12 protein-coding genes, 1 tRNA gene and 1 pseudogene are annotated in these 15,675 nt (G+C 71.3%); 10 read left to right on the forward strand and 4 right to left on the reverse strand.

The genetic code is table 11. The annotated features are described in order from the left end of the window. Positions 1–158: excisionase family DNA-binding protein (locus JK359_RS29430; RefSeq protein WP_201842064.1), on the reverse strand; the 158-nt coding region annotated here is incomplete at its 3' end. 391 nt (positions 159–549) lie between these two features. On the opposite strand from JK359_RS29430, the gene JK359_RS29435 reads away from it, so the two are divergent. Genes JK359_RS29435 through JK359_RS29450 form a run of 4 tightly spaced genes read left to right on the forward strand, consistent with a single transcriptional unit; the run spans position 550 to position 3,553 of the window. Continuing rightward, positions 550–948: a DUF6317 family protein gene (locus tag JK359_RS29435; protein ID WP_307788322.1), complete on the forward strand. Its 399-nt coding sequence runs from the start codon at positions 550–552 to the stop codon at positions 946–948. Between the two features lie 11 nt (positions 949–959). Beyond that, on the forward strand, positions 960–2,543 hold the full coding sequence (locus tag JK359_RS29440; protein WP_201842066.1) for a peptidoglycan-binding protein: 1,584 nt from the start codon (positions 960–962) through the stop codon (positions 2,541–2,543). Beyond that, positions 2,515–3,087, forward strand: a complete 573-nt coding sequence (locus tag JK359_RS29445; RefSeq protein ID WP_201842068.1) for a protease inhibitor I42 family protein — start codon at positions 2,515–2,517, stop codon at positions 3,085–3,087. The genes JK359_RS29440 and JK359_RS29445 overlap by 29 nt, the downstream gene beginning before the upstream one ends. Positions 3,088–3,139: 52 nt before the next feature. After that, positions 3,140–3,553, forward strand: a complete 414-nt coding sequence (locus tag JK359_RS29450; RefSeq protein ID WP_201842070.1) for a hypothetical protein — start codon at positions 3,140–3,142, stop codon at positions 3,551–3,553. A gap of 36 nt (positions 3,554–3,589) precedes the next feature. Here the strand turns inward: JK359_RS29450 and JK359_RS29455 are convergent, their stop codons facing one another. Continuing rightward, positions 3,590–7,846 carry a bifunctional nitrate reductase/sulfite reductase flavoprotein subunit alpha gene (locus tag JK359_RS29455; RefSeq protein ID WP_201842072.1) on the reverse strand — a complete coding sequence of 1,419 codons (4,257 nt, stop codon included), beginning with the start codon at positions 7,844–7,846 and terminating at the stop codon, positions 3,590–3,592. 226 nt (positions 7,847–8,072) lie between these two features. On the opposite strand from JK359_RS29455, the pseudogene JK359_RS29460 reads away from it, so the two are divergent. From JK359_RS29460 to JK359_RS29485, 6 genes and pseudogenes are all read left to right on the forward strand, one after another. After that, positions 8,073–8,259 (forward strand): annotated as a pseudogene (locus JK359_RS29460) (XdhC/CoxI family protein); the annotation flags it as partial. Between the two features lie 157 nt (positions 8,260–8,416). Further along, positions 8,417–8,785, forward strand: coding sequence for a hypothetical protein (locus tag JK359_RS29465; RefSeq protein ID WP_236678651.1), 369 nt, complete (start codon positions 8,417–8,419; stop codon positions 8,783–8,785). 323 nt (positions 8,786–9,108) lie between these two features. Then, entirely contained in the window at positions 9,109–9,249 is a 141-nt protein-coding gene (locus tag JK359_RS29470; protein WP_201842076.1) for a hypothetical protein, read from the forward strand. Positions 9,250–9,742: 493 nt separating this feature from the next. Further along, positions 9,743–10,087, forward strand: coding sequence for a MerR family transcriptional regulator (locus JK359_RS29475; RefSeq protein ID WP_201842078.1), 345 nt, complete (start codon positions 9,743–9,745; stop codon positions 10,085–10,087). A 203-nt stretch (positions 10,088–10,290) separates the two neighbouring features. Further along, positions 10,291–11,484 (forward strand): PP2C family protein-serine/threonine phosphatase, encoded by a 1,194-nt coding sequence (locus JK359_RS29480; RefSeq protein WP_201842080.1) that lies wholly within the window; start codon positions 10,291–10,293, stop codon positions 11,482–11,484. Positions 11,485–11,706: 222 nt separating this feature from the next. Then, positions 11,707–11,780 (forward strand) — tRNA-Met (locus tag JK359_RS29485). A gap of 186 nt (positions 11,781–11,966) precedes the next feature. Here JK359_RS29485 and JK359_RS29490 read toward each other — a convergent pair. Further along, positions 11,967–14,141: an FUSC family protein gene (locus tag JK359_RS29490; protein ID WP_201842082.1), complete on the reverse strand. Its 2,175-nt coding sequence runs from the start codon at positions 14,139–14,141 to the stop codon at positions 11,967–11,969. 308 nt (positions 14,142–14,449) lie between these two features. Continuing rightward, positions 14,450–15,625 carry a glutathione-independent formaldehyde dehydrogenase gene (locus tag JK359_RS29495; protein ID WP_201842084.1) on the reverse strand — a complete coding sequence of 392 codons (1,176 nt, stop codon included), beginning with the start codon at positions 15,623–15,625 and terminating at the stop codon, positions 14,450–14,452. Between the last annotated feature and the right edge of the window lie 50 nt (positions 15,626–15,675).

Here is a 15,675-nt window from a genome sequence, read left to right on the forward strand (position 1 = left end):
ACCGGGCTCCAGCTCCAACTCTTCAGCCGGCTCGCGGCCGACCGGCGGCCCAGCCCGTCGCGTTCGGCTGTCAGCTTCCCGCTGTCGACCAGGCGCCTCACGGTGCCGGCGCTGACGCCGAGCAAGGCGGCAGCGTCCCCGATCCGGTAGGCGTGCATACGCCGAGAATACTGCCGCAGATGCGAGGCAAAAGTCTCCTGTCGCTTCGCATGAGCCGAAGCCTCCTTCCATCGGCTTCGCATATGCGTTTGTACATGACGGAGGTGCGGGTACGGTCATCCGGAAGGTGGTATCCCGCACGACGTGCTCAGGGTGAACCCGGCGCGGGCCGCGCCCCGCCCCGCCTGCCGCCGGAGGCGATGCAGACCGCCTCGTCGGCGGCGACGGTCAGGGTTGTGCGGTGGGCCGCGAGCGCGGACTCGGGGCGGCCTGTCGTGGCGGTGGGAGCGGGTGCCCACGCGTGCCGTGGGGCGGTGATGTGGAGGGGCTGTGTGAGGCGGACGACGCCTGATCTCCGTGTACAGACTGCGTGTTAGCCTGCCCGCGATCGTGATCGAATGCATAGGGGGAGGCACGGTGGGCTCGGACGGTTACCAGGTCAAGGCAGGTATGACCGGCCAGGCCCGGCAACTCGACGACGCCGGCACGGACATGGACACCATCAGCTCGGCCGTCAAGTCCCGCACGAGTTACTCGTACGGTGACGTCGGCGGCCATGACGCCGCGTCGGCGCTGAACGCGTTCGTCAAGGCCTGGGAAGCGGAGGCCAAGACACTGGCGTCGGCGTTGCACGAGCTGGGTGGCAAGGTGGAGTTGGCCAAGAAGACCTACCACCGCACCGACGGCCTGGTGAAGACGCACGCGGACAGCGTCCCCGTCGGCGGCACCAGCGGCCTCACCGACACGTCGACGCAGGGCGGCCGCACCTCAGCCCTGTCGAGCTACTGAGGAACGGGCCGGTGTCCTTCTTCTCCTCCCCCCTCGATTCCCCTTCCTTCCGGCTCACCTGGCTCGCCGGGCTGTCCAAGGAGATGCTCGCCGCCGGGAGCAAGAACGAGCTGCTCGATCTGATCGACAATGCCCTCTCGGTGCCCGAACCGGGCGGTGACCAGGGCCTGCTGGAGGGACTGGCACAGCTCTACCGCGGCCGGCTCGACCAGGTCGGCAGCGTCTTCGACCAGGTCGACCGGGTGGGCCGCAAGGGACTTACGCAGGTGTGGGTCGGCGACACGAGCGTCCTCGCCTCGGACGTGGTGAACGCCGCCGGGCGGTCCGTGACCCAGATGGGCGAGGCGTTCCGGGAGTGCGCGTCGGTACTGCTGACGCTGTCCGACGCGATCGGCGCCGCACAGCGCAAGGACGAGCAGGGCCGCGGACAACTGCTGGAGCAGAAGAAGATGCTCGGCGGCAAGGACGGTTTCCTCGACGACCTGCACGAGAACGACGAGGAGGAGTGGGACCGCAAGAACGCCGCCCACTTCGGCTCCTCGGCGGTCGACCTGATGCACGCCGCCGTCTCCGACGCGCAGGAGGCCACCCGCGTCGCGGCCCGGGACCTGAACAAGTGGGCCGCCGAGGCACGGGCCGGGAAGATGGAGACGAGCGAACTCACCGCCGTCGACAAGCTGATGCTCGCCGACACCGGCGTCGCGGGCGCCGACGCCGAGCTGAACGAGATCCTCTCGGCCGGCGAGCTGGCGCGCGCGTCGACGCGCATGGACCTGCTGAGCCTCGACGACGAGACGGCCATGGAGCGGATGCTGGCGAAGTCGGACAGCCCCCAGGAGCGGGCCTACCTGATGAAGGCCCTGGCCGCCGGCCACAGTGTCGCCGAGATCGGGACGTTCCAGAACAAGATCCACGGCAAGGACCCCGCCTGGCTGCGCCGGCACCTCACTCCCGTGGTCACCGCCGAGGACAGCATGAACGACGAGGGCCTGGCACCGAACGGCTCCAACAACAACAAGGATGACGTGACGTTCGACGGCCAGCGCTGGATCCAGGGAGGCGACGGCTCCGAGGGCACCTGTGTGGCCTCGTCCACCGTCACGTCCCGGGCCATGGTCGACCCCGTGTACGCACTCGACCTCACCGGCGGCCCCGACGGACAGCAGGACGACCCCGAGGCCTTCAAACAGCGCCTGGTGGCCGAACAGCACCGGCTGCACACCGAAGGCGACGGCGGCAAGAACTGGGGCGGCATGGGGCCCGAGGGGCAGGAACGGATCAACGACAGCACCGTCGGCAGTGCCACCGGCACCGACTACCAGCGCCAGGACCTGAACAGCGCCGCCGACCGCAGGGCGGTCCTCACCGACGTCGAGAAGTCGGTGGCGCAGGGACGGCCGGTGCCGGTCGACGTCTCGGGCAAGGAGGGCGCCCACGCGATGACCATCATCGCCCAGGAGGGTGACAAGCTCCAGGTGTACAACCCCTGGGGCACGACCACCTGGGTCAGCGAGGACGACTTCATCAACGGCCACATGGGCAAGGCTTCCAAGAGTGATCTCTCCGATGCGTACAGCGTCTACCTTCCGCGGTAGCAGGGGCGGGGCCGCGATCGCGGCGGCCGCGCTCCTCGCTCTCGCCACGGGCTGCGGCCCGGGCACCGACGAACCGGCAGGCGGCTCCACGAACACCGCGAACACCCCCCCGAGCACCGCGAGCCGTCCCACGAGCACCGCGAGCCGCCCGACGAGCCACCCGGTGAAGGACACCAGCATCACGGCCGAGCCGGGGGAGCGTTTCACGCTCACCGTCGACCAGAACGCCTCCACCCGCGAGTACTGGTACCTGGTCGACCCCAAGCCCGACAGCTCGGTACTGGTCAGCCGCGGCCAGGACTACACGTCGGACTCCGGCGACGAACCGGTGGCCGGTGCCGGCGGCCGGCTCACCTTCACATTCCAGGCCGAGGGCAAGGGAACCACCCGGTTCACGCTGCTGCACTGCACTTTCACCACCTGCCCGGACAGCACCTCCACCCTGCCCCCAGGGACGACCGGACCCTCCACCGGTCCGGCCACGGGGGCGGCCACCCCCTCCAAGGCCCCCGAGCGCATCACGTACACCGTCACCGTCCACTGAGCCGCAGCGGACCAGCCGGACAAGACGAAGACGAGACACCCGAGGCCCCGCCATGAACGACGACGCCCCGTACCCGCCGGACCGCACCGACGACGAGCTGGCCCGGCTCGACATCGCCGTCCTGCTGCGCTACGGCCTCACCGCCGAACCCGGACCCCGGCGCACCGCCCTGTTCGGCGACGGCGCCGCGGCCGCGGCCGTCATCCTCGACCGCCTCGGCACCGAGCCGCGCTCGGTCGCCTTCCTCGCCGACACCGTGCGCGCCGGCGGACTCGCCCGCGCCGCGGAGCTGCCCGAGCCCCTGCCCCGCCGGGAGGCGGCCGTCCTGGTGCGGGAGTGGCTGCGGGCCGGCACCGAACTCGTCGGCGGGATCGCAGCCGACGACACCGCGGCCGGCTGGCTGCGCGCCGTCGCGACCATCATCGAACGGAAGCGGCTGGCCCGGGCGCGGGGCCGGGGCGCGTGATCCGAGCAGCCGGTCGTCGAGGCCGCCCGGGCGCCGTCAGTACACGTCGCGGAGGTAGCGCTTCTCCGCGGACAGACGCCTGACGTAGGCGGTGGCCTCGTCGGTGTCCATGTCGCCGTGCGTGGCGATGACCTCCTTGAGTACCCGGTCGACGTCCTTGGCCATGCGTCCCGCGTCGCCGCAGACGTAGAAGTGGGCACCGTCCTGCAGCCACTGCCACAGGCGGGCCCCGCTCTCGCGCATGCGGTCCTGCACGTAGATCTTGTTGCGCTGGTCGCGGGAGAAGGCGAGGTCGAGGCGGTCGAGGTGGCCGGACGCCTGGTACGCCTCGAGGTCCTGCCGGTAGTAGAAGTCGGTGGACCGGCGCTGCTCGCCGAAGAAGAGCCAGTTGCGGCCGGTGTGGCCGCGGGCCCGGCGGTCCTCGAGGAAGCCGAGGAAGGGGGCGATGCCGGTCCCGGGACCGACCATGATCATGGGGGTGGCGGGGTCGGCGGGTGGCCGGAAGTGGGGGGAGCGCTGCACGAAGACCTGGACGGGGCCGTCGTCGGCGCAGTCGGCGAGGTACGTCGAGCACACGCCCTTGCGGTCCCGGCCGAGGTCGTTGGTGTAGCGGACGACGGAGACGGTGAGCCGGACCTCGCCGGGGTGGGCGAGCGGGCTGGAGGATATGGAGTACAGGCGGGGCTGGAGGCGCTTGAGGACGCCCGTCCAGTCCCCGGCGGAGGCGCGGACGGGGAACTCGGCGATCAGGTCGGCGGCCTGGCGGCCCCAGCTCCACCGCGCCAGCGCGTCCTTGTTGTCCGGGCGCAGCAGCCGCTTCAGGTCGTGGCTGCCGGTTCGCTCCGTCACGAACTTGAGCAGGTCGCCGGTGATGCGGGCGATGTCCAGGCGGGTGCGCAGCGCTTCCTTGAGGGGAAGGGGCGCCCCGTCGCCGAGGTCGACGATCTCGTCGGGGTCCGACCCGGTCGAGGCGAGCCATTCGGCGACGAGACCGGCGCTGTTGACCGGCCATACGCCGAGCGCGTCGCCGGCGTCGTAGGCGAGTTCGCCGCCGCGCGTGTCGAAGGAGAACTGACGCACCTCTTTCCCGGAACCGGGCAGGTTCAGCAGCCTGCTGCCGATGAGCAGGGTGGCGAACGGTGACGCCTTGGTGCAACCGGCCGGCGCGGGCGCGGCCGGCGGGCCGGCGGGGGACGGTGTGGTCGCGGGGACGGCTTCTTCCGGGGTGGCGGTCGTGACCGCTCCGGCGGGGACAGGCTGCCGGCCGTCGGCTGCGGCAAGCGCGGTGACCACTTGGCCGAGCCACTGCTCGGCGGTCTCCTCGAAGTCGGGTTCGCAGTCGGCGCGGGGCACGAGACGGGTGGCCCCGAGCGTGTGGAGGCGTTCGTCGAGCCGGCGGCCGTGGCCGCAGAAGTCGTCGTAGTCGGAGTCGCCGAAGGCGAGGACCGCGTAGCGGAGTCCCTCCAGCCGTGGGGCGTCCGGAGCGGACAGTGCCTGCCAGAAGCCGGCGCCGTTGTCGGGTGGGTCGCCGTCGCCGAAGGTGCTGGTGACGAGGAGTACATCGGCTTGCGGACCGAGCCGGGCCGGAGCCGCGTCGGCCATGGGCAGCAGTTCGGGGGTGCGGCCCGCCCGGCCGAGGTGATCGGTGGCCTTGGCGGCGAACTCCTCGGCGTTGCCGGTCTGCGAGGCCCACAGGACGACCAGACGGCGGGTCGGTACGGCCGTGCCGGCGGCCGGCGCTCCGGTCGGTGCGGGCACGGGGGGCGGTGCGGTGGGCGCGGCGGGTGCGGCGGTGCGGGAGAACATGCCGGCGAGGACACCGTCGACCCACAGGGCGTTCCCGGGGGTGAAGGGCGCGTCGGGGGGCAGGACCGGGACGCATCCGTCGGGCGGGGCGGCGGCGAGGCCGGAGAGGTAGCCGGAGAGGTACCGGCGCTCCGGTTCGCCGAGGGGCGCGGGCGCGAGGCCGCTGATGCCGAACAGTGTGGCGAGCGCGCTGACGGGGGAGTCCGCCGGTGTTGTCGCCGCGGTGGCCGGCACGGGCACCGGGGCCGGGGGCGCGGGTGTGGTCTCCGGCCGGGTGCCCGGACGGGCCGCCGGGACGGGTGCGTCGGTCCTGGCGAGGGTGACGGCGCAGAATTTGAACTCGGGCTGGAAGGAGAGCGGGTCGGTGGCGTCGCTGGTGACCGCGTTGATGCTGAGGTACTCGCCGAACAGGTCGTTCCAGTGGAAGGGGGCGAAGCAGGTGCCGGGCCTGACCCGGTCGGTGACCAGGGCGGGCAGTACGGCGCGCCCGCGCCGGGAGGCGACCTCCAGGTGGTCACCCTCGACGACGCCGAGGCGTTCGGCGTCCTCGGGGTGGACCTCCACGAACGCGCCGGGGTTGAGCTTGGCGAGCCTGGCCACCTTGCCGGTCTTGGTCATGGTGTGCCACTGGTGCGGGAGGCGGCCGGTGTTGAGCACGAACGGGTAGTCGTCGTCGGGGAGTTCGGCGGCCGGCAGGTGCGGACGGGCGAAGAACCGGGCCCGTCCGCCGGCGGTGGGGAAGGCCAGGCGGGGGCGGGTGCCGTCCTCGCGTTCCAGGAGGGTCTGGCTGACGCCGTCGTTGAGGTAGCGGATGGGGCTGCGGTCCGGGCTGTCGGCGGTGGGTGCCGGCCACTGGACGGGTGTGGTGCGGAGCCGCTCGTAGGTCACGCCGCGCAGGTCCCAGCCGGTCTTGGGGTTCCACGCCTGCTTGAGTTCTTCGAACACCTCCTCGGCACAGGCGTAGGTGAAGCCGTCGGTGAAGCCCATCGCGCATGCCACGCGGGCGATCAGCTGCCAGTCGGGCAGTGCCTGTCCGGGCGGGTCGACGACGCCCTGTACGAGGGTGAGGTTCCGCTCGGAGTTGACCATGACGCCGTCGGACTCCGCCCACAGCGTCGCGGGCAGGATGACATCGGCGTACGCGTTGGTCTCGGTGTCGGCGAACACGTCCTGCGTGATGACGAGTTCGGCGGCCTCCAGTCCGGCGATGACCGTCTTGCGGTTGGCGACCGAGGCGACCGGGTTGGTGCAGATGATCCAGCACGCCTTGATGGCGCCGGCGGCCATCTGCTCGAACATCTCGACCGTGCCGCGCCCGACCTCGGTGCGCAGGGAGCCCTGCGGGATGTCCCACAGGTTCTCGATGAACGTGCGCTCTGTGCCGACCAGTACGGAGCGCTGGCCGGGCAGGCCGGGGCCCATGTAGCCCATCTCGCGGCCGCCCATGGCGTTGGGCTGGCCGGTCAGCGAGAAGGGGCCGGATCCCGGGCGGCAGATGGCCCCGGTGGCGAGGTGCAGGTTGATCAGGGCGTTGGTGTTCCAGGTGCCGTGCGTGGACTGGTTCAGGCCCATGGTCCAGCAGCTCATCCACGCACCGGCCTCGCCGATCCACTGCGCGGCCTGCCGGATGTCGGCCTCCGGGATGCCGGTGGTCTCCGCGACCTTTTCGGGCGTGTAGTCCGCGAGGAAGGAGGGCATCTCCTCCCAGCCCTCGGTGAACTCGGCGATGAACTCCTCGTCGGTGTGGCCGTCCGCGACCAGCAGGTGCAGGAGGCCGTTCAGCAGGGCGAGGTCCGTGCCGGGCTTGATCTGCAGGAAGAGGTCGGCCTTGTCGGCGGTGGCGTTGCGGCGCGGATCGACGACGATCAGCTTGGCGCCCGCCGACTTGACGCGGTCCCTCATGCGCAGGAAGAGGATGGGGTGGCAGTCGGCCATGTTGGCGCCGATGACGAAGAACGCGTCCGCGTGGTCGAAGTCCTGGTAGGAACCGGGCGGGCCGTCGGCGCCGAGCGACAGCTTGTAGCCGGTGCCGGCGGAGGCCATGCACAGCCGTGAGTTCGACTCGATCTGGTTGGTGCGCACGAAGCCCTTGGCCAGTTTGTTCGCCAGGTACTGAGCTTCCAGGGACATCTGCCCGGAGACGTAGAAGGACAGCGCGTCCGGCCCGTGTTCGTCCAGGATCGCGCTCAGCCTGCCCGCGACCGCCGCCACGGCCTCGTCCACGTCCGTCTCGACCGGCTCGGCGCCCCGCTCGGCACGCACCAGGGCCGTGTGCACACGTCCGGGTGCGGCCATCATGTCCGCGCTGGTCGCTCCCTTGGTGCACAGCCGGCCGGAGTTGCTGGGATGCGCCTTGTCCCCGGATGCCTTCACGGCACGCCGGCGGCCGTCGGCGGGGTCGCGTGCCACGTCCAGCACGATCCCGCAGCCGACTCCGCAGTACGAGCAGACCGTGCGGACGCTGCCGTCCTTCGCGCCAGATGCCACCGAACCCCCGCCTCGCGGTGTGTGCCTTCCCGGGCCGGAACCGTCCTGTCGGCGGCGCAAGCCCCATGACCAGCACCGTAGGAAGATCGAATTTCCAGCCCGTCACACCTCGGGCGCGTGGGGGGTTACGCCCCCCGCACACGCGGCGGCGGAGCTGTGTGAGGCGAGTGGAGACGGGGGGCCAACCGCACGATCGACGGCGTGAGCCTGGCCGCGTTCGCGACGACTGGCCCGCCTGCGGTCGCCCACCGGACTCGTTCGGCGCGCGGACACCGGAGGGGACGGCGTTGTCGATCACAGCGGAGATCGTCGCCGTCATGCGCGGCGCCTCCGGTGTGTCGCTCGGAGGAGCCCACACACCGGTCCACCACCACGGTCCGAGCAGCCCCGCACGAAGGATCGGCGACGTCGCCCAGTACTCTCGTGCCCTCGCGACCCAGGCGTCCGAGTGGCTGGTGGGCCATCAGTCCCTTTGCGCGAGCGAGCAGGTCGGCCCTGGCGTGCAAGCGCAGAGGAACCGTGCGCCAGGCCAGCGCGACACACGAACGAGGAGCGATCACCGTGGGAACCATGGTCTCGGTCAGGGGCTGGCTGGAGTGCGACGACGGCCAGCTGGCCCGGATCAAGGAGATCGTGGAAGCGGACGATCCGGAGCGCACCTACAGCGGGGGCTGGGCCTTCCCCGCCCGGCAGTACAACAACGTCAGGTGGGCCTTCTACGGGGGCGACATCCGCGCGGTGTCCCTCGCCTGGTTCGAGGAGAGGTTGCGTCAGATCGCCCGGATCCCGGCGTCCTGCCAGGACGACGAGTACGACGAGAGGCCCCGCGGGCTGTTCCTCGTCAGCCACGACGTCGACGGCATGAGCGAGTGGAGGGTCTGCGACGGCGGCCTGATGATCGGCGTCCCGGACGGGGATTACCACTACCTCGACGCCTAGCGTCGGTGCCGGCGGTGACGCCGGAGGCCGGCACCGGGTCGGTGTGAGCCCCCGAACACCTGACCCCGCGGGGCGCCTGCGGCCGGTCGGTCCTAGTTCTGGCTCTGGAGCCTGGCGGACGCCCATGGCCGAGGCGCTGTCCACGGCGGCCGGCGACGCGGCTCGGGCCGGCCGCACCGGTTGCCGCCGGGCAGCCCCGCGACGACAACCGGGCCTGCGGGCCGTACCGGCCCGGTGCTGCCCCGCGGCTCATTGCCGAACCGCCGGCGCTACGGGACGTGGTTCGTGCCCGGCCCGCCACCATCCGGGTGCCACATCCTTCGGTGTCCCAACCCGCCGACGACGATTCACCTGCCGTCGATCTCGGAATCGCCCACCAGCCGAGCGCGTCGTCGTCCGCCCGCACGTCCCGGCTCGGCGCGACCGGGCGCGAGCACCGGGCCGGTCTCACCGAGGACTGCTGAGCAGGAAGGGGAACCGCCATTCGGGTGGGCACTCTTCCTGGGGTGCCCGTGACAGAAGCACACGCACTCTCCATGGAGAAAAACTGCCGTGGCGGCAGTAGACATTCCGCCGCTGCAGGGTTAGCGTTGTCTCCGTACCCAGAAGTCGAAGTGGGCACAGCAGGCACGGACTGCTGTGCAGGCAGACGAGAAGGACACGGCCCCGGCGGGGCTGTGAGCAGCACCTGCGGTATCCGCGAAATCGAAAGGTAAGGAGCAGAGCGCCATCAGGATCGCCCGGGCGAGGAAGCAGTCCGCCCGGGTACCGCAAGACCCCGGATTGGAAGGTGGTCCCCGGTCACGCATTCGCGATCCCCGCAACCCCGCCCTCCCAGGCGGCACCTGCGGAAAAACAAGGCCGGCGCAGCGCGCCGGTAGATGGTGTTGAAAGCTCGGGGCCCGGGTGCCGTACAGGCATCCGGGCCCCCCGACGCGTCCCCGAAAGAAGAGGTCTATGCCGCCTGCCGGTTCCCGTCCCGTCGGCCCCCTCGACGATGACGACTACCCCGCCTACACCATGGGCCGGGCCGCCGAGATGCTCGGCACCACCCCTGCCTTCCTCCGTGCCCTGGGTGAACACCGCCTGATCACCCCGCTGCGCTCCGATGGCGGCCATCGCCGCTACTCCCGGTACCAGTTGCGCGTCGCCGCCCGCGCCCGCGAACTCGTCGACCAGGGCACCGCGATAGAGGCCGCCTGCCGCATCGTCATCCTCGAAGACCAGCTCGAAGAGGCGCAGCGCATCAACGAGCAACTACGCGCCGAGGGCGGCAGGCCTCAGCCGAAGACATCAGCCTGAACTGGACCCCCGAACGAGCGAACCGATGCACTGCCGGCGCACGAAGCCGCTGAGGGACCGCCCGCCGTTCCGCAGCTCAGGCGGGGTCACCGCGTCAACCGGACTCCGCCGGAGGAGAAAACCGTGAGCGGGCGTGATGCAGGGAGTGGGTGACGAGGGGGCGAACCCGGGGAAGAAGGAGCGGCAACCGATAGGAGGTTGCCATGAGTGGCGGGGATCTGGAACTGGGGCAGCTTCTGGCCGCCGCTGAGGCGGCACCGCCCGGGGAGTCCGTCGAGGTACTTGCGAACGACCTGAGCAAGCGCTTCGGGGCGGAGCGTGTGTCATTCCTGTTCGTCGACCTCGTGGGTCGGCGGTTGCTGCGCCTGACCACACAGGCCGAGGACGACATGGGGGTCGCTGCCGAACGGATCGACCTGGGGGGCAGCGTCTACGACGCGGTCCTGCGCAGCCAGCGCCAGCTCGTGGAAACGGACGGCCAGGGCGGGCGGCGCGTGATCTCGCCGGTGACCAATCGCGGCGACTGCATCGGTCTGCTGGAGGCTACGCTGCAGAACGCCGACGACACCGTGCTCGAGCAGATCGAGGACGCGGCGCACGCGCTGGCCTACATCATCGTCACGGACCGCCGCTTCACCGACCTGTACCACGCGGGCCGGCGCACCACCCGGACCAGCCTGGCCGCCGAGATCCAGCACCAACTGCTTCCCTCGGCCTCCTGCTGCGAGGCTCCCCAGTTCACCCTCGCGGCAGGGCTGGTGCCGGCCGACGACATCGGCGGCGACACCTACGACTACACGCTCGATCGCGACACACTGCACCTGTCCATCACCGACGCCATGGGCCACGACACCAACTCCGCGCTGCTGGCCACGCTCCTGGTCGGCGCCATGCGCGGCGCCCGCCGCAGCGGCTGTGACGCACTCCAGCAGGCGCAACACGCCCACGACGCCCTGCTGGCCCACAACCGCGGCCTGGCCACTGGCCAATTGCTCTGCATCGGCCTCACAACGGGGACCTGCGAACTGGTCAACGCCGGGCATCCCCGGCCTCTGCGCCTGCGCAAAGGCGCCACCGAAGTCGAAGAGGTCCAGCTCGCAGTCAACCTCCCCTTCGGCGTGGCAGCCCCCACCTCCTACCGTGTCCAGGAACTCCAGCTTCTCCCCGGCGACCGTCTGGTCCTGCTCACCGACGGCATGCAGGAACGCGGCGCCGAAGCCGTCGACCTGGCATCCCTCGTGTGGGGCACCCGCACCTCCCACCCCAGGGAAGCCGTGCGCAGCCTGACCACCGCGGTGCTGGACGCCTGTCGGGGAAACCTGAGGGACGACGCCACTGTCCTCATCCTGGACTGGCACGGGCCCCGGCGCGAAGACGGTCAGGGCCCGGTCCGCTGAGGAGAACCCGTATTCCAACGCCACCCGAGGGAACACCTCGCTCACCCTCTCAGGGACGGTCCGAGCCAGGACCGAACTTCTCGCGGGAGGTCGGCGGGCTACCCCGGGGGTGGAAGGTCCCGAATTCCGTGAGTACTGGGGCCTGCGGGAATTCGGAATTGGGACCGGGTCGAAAGTCGATTGGGCCGATCCCGCTCGGTGCCGTACAGTTCACCGTACCGACGCGGGGTGGAGCAGCTCGGTAGCTCGCTGGGCTCATAACCCAGAGGTCGCAGGTTCAAATCCTGTCCCCGCTACGCAGACGTGAAGGCCCGGTGCCCACCGGGCCTTCACTGCGTGTGGGCCGATTCGGACCTGGCTCTCGCCGAACAGGGCACCGCGGTCGCGGAAGGCGTCAACGCACTGTGCCGACGCAACGCTGTCGGAGCTGACGGATCTGCCGGACGAAGGGGAGTCCCGTCCTGCCGCCGTCGCCGGAGCCGTCACCCACCCCGGTGCGCAGGCCCTGATCCGTTTCCTTCGGCAGCCAGAGTCGCCCGCATCCGCTGCTCCTCGCGAGCAGAGCCGACGTCCCGTTCCAGGGGTGTGCGGCTCACGGCTGTGGCGAGATCTTCCAAGGCCCGTTTTTGCAGTTCCGCTTCGCGCCGCACGGCCGGGCTCCCCTTGCCGGCGGTGTCCTCCCACGCGTGGAGGGCTTCCTCCACGCGCCCCCAGTCCGGGTTCCTGTGCTCGCGCACGGCGACCGCTGCCTTCGAGGTGTCCGTCTCCAGGGCCTCGGCGTATCGCTCCGCCTCGGGGACGAAACGGCTGTCGGCCCGCGGGACGTGGCCCTCCATGAGCATCGCCGCCCGGCCGAACCCCTTGAGCGCCTCCTGCGCCTCCTGCGCCTCGCGCGACGTCAGCCCCCTGGGGCGGACCGGTTCCCGCCGTGCCCGGTCGTATGCCTCCTGCCAGGCGGCACGTGCCTCCCTGCTCTCCAGCAGTGCCCGGCGCATGTCGGCGTGATGCTCCCGGGTCGGTTCGGCGTGGTTGCGGAGCACCGCGGCCGCGTAGCGGCCGTTGGCGGCGAGCCAGTCCGCGAGCCGGCCCGGCAGCCGGGGGGTCTCCCAGGCGGGGAACACCACGTACGCCAGCATGGCCAGGGCCCCGCCGAGCAGGGTGAGCGCCACCCGCTCCGGGACTGTCTGCTCCCATGCCTGGCCGCCCATGCCGAGCAGGAAGACGACGTACGCGGCGGTGAAGCACTGGGAGTAGGCGTAGCCGGTACGGTTCAGCGTGTACGACAGGCCCGCCGAGACCACGGCCAGCGCGCCGGACACAGGGGCGTCCGGGCCCAGGGCCTGCACCGTGCCGGTGGCGAGCGCGACCCCAGCCAGGGTCCCGGCGAGACGGCCCACCGCACGCGCGTACGTCCGGTGGAAGTCCGGCCGCATCACCATCACCGAGGCGATGGGCGCCCAATAGCCGTGGCCCAGGGGCAGCCGGGCGGCGATCAGATAGCCGAGCGTGGCCACCGCCGCCAGGCGGGCGGCGTGCCGGAACACGGGCGAGTCCCGGCGGAACTCACGGCGGACCGCCCGGACGACGACCGGGACCAGCCGGAGCATGGTCGGGCGCATCAGGAACTCGGCGCGGGCGGGGCCGGGCAGCGTGGGCGTCCTCCCGGGGGCGCAGCCGCTCCCGGCGATCTCCAGTGCCTCGCCGAGCAGTTCCACGAGCCGCTCGGCGGCTTGCCGCGCGGGGCCGTCCAGCACCTCGTGCTCCTCGTCGACGCGCAGGACGTCCGTGGTTTCGGGCCGCACCTCGGCGGGAGTGCCGCGTCGGATCGAACGGGCGGCCGCATCCAGGACGTCGGCGGCCGCGTCGAGCAACTCTCGCGCGCGGTCCCGCCCGGGACCCTCCGCCGGGGCGCCCACGTCCGGGTCGGCGAGCGCCGCGACCACCGGCCGAATGCGCTCGGCGAGTCCCCGGGGGCCGTGCAGAACGGGGGGACGGGTGCGGGCCTGTGACGGCGTCACGGCAGCCGCGTCCCGGGCCGTCATCAACGGCTCCGGATCGAACGGGGCGGCCGGGTCGTGCCGCAACCGGCGGGCGTAGTCCGCCACGGCGGCCAGGGCGTCGGCGAGCGCGTCGCGATGCGCTCCCCAACGCCGGATCGGGAACAGCAAGATGAGCACGGCCTGCGTCACGCCCCCGAGTGCGATGACCCCGGCGTGCTCCAGGGCGCCCCCGACGCTCGTGGGCAAGGTGATGGTCACCAGCATGCTGCCCACGGTCGTCGCTGCGACGATCCCAGCGGTCGATCCGACGGCCCACGCCATACCCGCGGCAAAGGCCCACACGGCCAGCAGCGGAAGAAACGTCACGAGTCGCCCCGCCGCCAGGTAGCCCACGAGGGTGCTGAGCGCCAGACCCGCGCCCGCGCCGAGCGCGACCACCTTGCGCGGACGCCAGCTGCGCTGGAAGGTGGCCCCGCCCGCGGAGTAGGCGCCGAGGGCGGCGGACGCGGCATACGCGGGGGAGACCAGCCACAGCGCCGGCCCGATGACGATCGCCACACCAGCGGCCGTGCGCAGCGCGAGCAGGGGCTCCAGCCGCGTCTCCTCGATCGTGAGCCCAGATCGCACGACTTCCCCGAAGGCCCTCAGCCACGTCACGGGTGTCCGCCTGGCCGGAATGCCCCGCCGCGTTGCGTCGGCCTGGTCGAGGTGCGGCAACCGTCGGGCAAGGAAGCCTCCCACACGGCCCGCTGGCCGGCGGCCGCAGCCGCTGGAGGTGGTGCTGCCACCGTGGACACCGCTGAGCGTCCGCCGTCCTTCCTCCAGGCCGGAGCGCGGGCGATCGTTGTCGGTTCAGGTCCGGCCGCAGCGCGGCGACCTCCTCCCAGCCCCGTCCGGGGGCAGTTCGCCACCCGTCCCCCGGACCGGTCCGGGAGGAAACAAGGGGCACGGCGGCCCCGGGTCTCTTACCGCTTGTGGCCGTTGCCGTGTCCGTCGGGATGCAGGACGACCTTGGTCCAGCCCTCGTCACGGGCGTCGAAGTGCTCGTAGGCGGTGGGGGCCTCGTCCAGGCTGAGTTCGTGCGAGACGACGAAACTCGGCTCCGCCTTCCCGCCGGCGATCAGATCCCGCAGCGCCCGGTTGTACTTCTTCACCGGCGCCTGCCCGGTGCCCATGCGCTGGCCCTTGAACCACATCATGCCGAAGTCGATCGGGACCTTGCCCTGGGCCTCCAGCTCGCCCTGGGCCTCCTGGCCGCCGGGGTCCTGGGGCAGGAACACGCCCACCACGCCGATGTCGCCGGTGAACCTCACCGAGTCGATCAGGCCGTTGAGCGTGAGACTGGCGTCCTCGTGTCCCTGGGGGTCGTGTGCCTGGTAGCCGACGCACTCGCAGCCGTTGTCGGCGCCCAGACCGAGGGTGGCCTCCTTGACGACCTCCGCCGGGTTCTGCTCGGCGGTGTTGATCGGGATGGCCCCGATCTCCTCCGCCTTGCGCAGCCGGTCGGGCTGGTGGTCGGCCGTCCAGACGCGGCCTGCGCCCTTGAGGAGGGCGGAGTAGGTCGCCATCAGCCCGACAGGGCCGGCCCCGAAGACGATGGTCTGGTCGCCCGGTTTGACGTGGGCCATCTCGGTGGCGTGATAGCCGGTGGGGAAGATGTCGGCGAGCATCACGTAGTCGGTCTGCCGCTCGGCGGCGTCCTCGCCCAGACGCAGCGCGTTGAAGTCGCCGTAGGGCACGCGCAGCAGTTCCGCCTGGCCGCCCTGGTAGGGGCCCATGTCGGCGAACCCGTAGGCGGCTCCCGCAAGAGCCGGTTCCGGCTGCATGGTCAGGCAGTAGTTGGTCAGGCCCTGCTCGCACTGCTTGCAGAATCCGCAGGCGATGTTGAACGGCAGGACCACGTACTCGCCGACCTGGACCTTGCGGACGGCCGAGCCGACCTCCACCACCTGGCCCATGTTCTCGTGTCCCAGGGTGCGGCCGGACTCGAACGAGGTGCGGCCCTCGTACATGTGCAGGTCCGAACCGCAGATGTTGGTAGTGGTGATCTTGACGATGATGTCGCAGGGGTGTTCGATCTTCGCGTCCGGTACGTCCTTCACGGTGACCGTCCGCGGTCCTTCGTATACCGCTGCCTTCATGGTGACTTCCCCTGACGTCGCGGCGTGGCGGTGATGGAGAGGCGCGAAGA

Source organism: Streptomyces actinomycinicus, from assembly GCF_016741775.1.
Taxonomy (GTDB): Bacteria; Actinomycetota; Actinomycetes; order Streptomycetales; family Streptomycetaceae; genus Streptomyces; species Streptomyces actinomycinicus.

What these genes read in the sequence shown, in the direction of transcription:
- JK359_RS29480 (WP_201842080.1), top strand. Translation starts at nt 10,291, where the DNA reads ATGAGTGGCGGGGATCTGGAACTGGGGCAGCTTCTGGCCGCCGCTGAG.
- JK359_RS29475 (WP_201842078.1), top strand. Translation starts at nt 9,743, where the DNA reads ATGCCGCCTGCCGGTTCCCGTCCCGTCGGCCCCCTCGACGATGACGAC.
- JK359_RS29450 (WP_201842070.1), top strand. Translation starts at nt 3,140, where the DNA reads ATGAACGACGACGCCCCGTACCCGCCGGACCGCACCGACGACGAGCTG.
- JK359_RS29445 (WP_201842068.1), top strand. Translation starts at nt 2,515, where the DNA reads ATGCGTACAGCGTCTACCTTCCGCGGTAGCAGGGGCGGGGCCGCGATC.
- JK359_RS29465 (WP_236678651.1), top strand. Translation starts at nt 8,417, where the DNA reads ATGGTCTCGGTCAGGGGCTGGCTGGAGTGCGACGACGGCCAGCTGGCC.
- JK359_RS29495 (WP_201842084.1), bottom strand. Translation starts at nt 15,625, where the DNA reads ATGAAGGCAGCGGTATACGAAGGACCGCGGACGGTCACCGTGAAGGAC.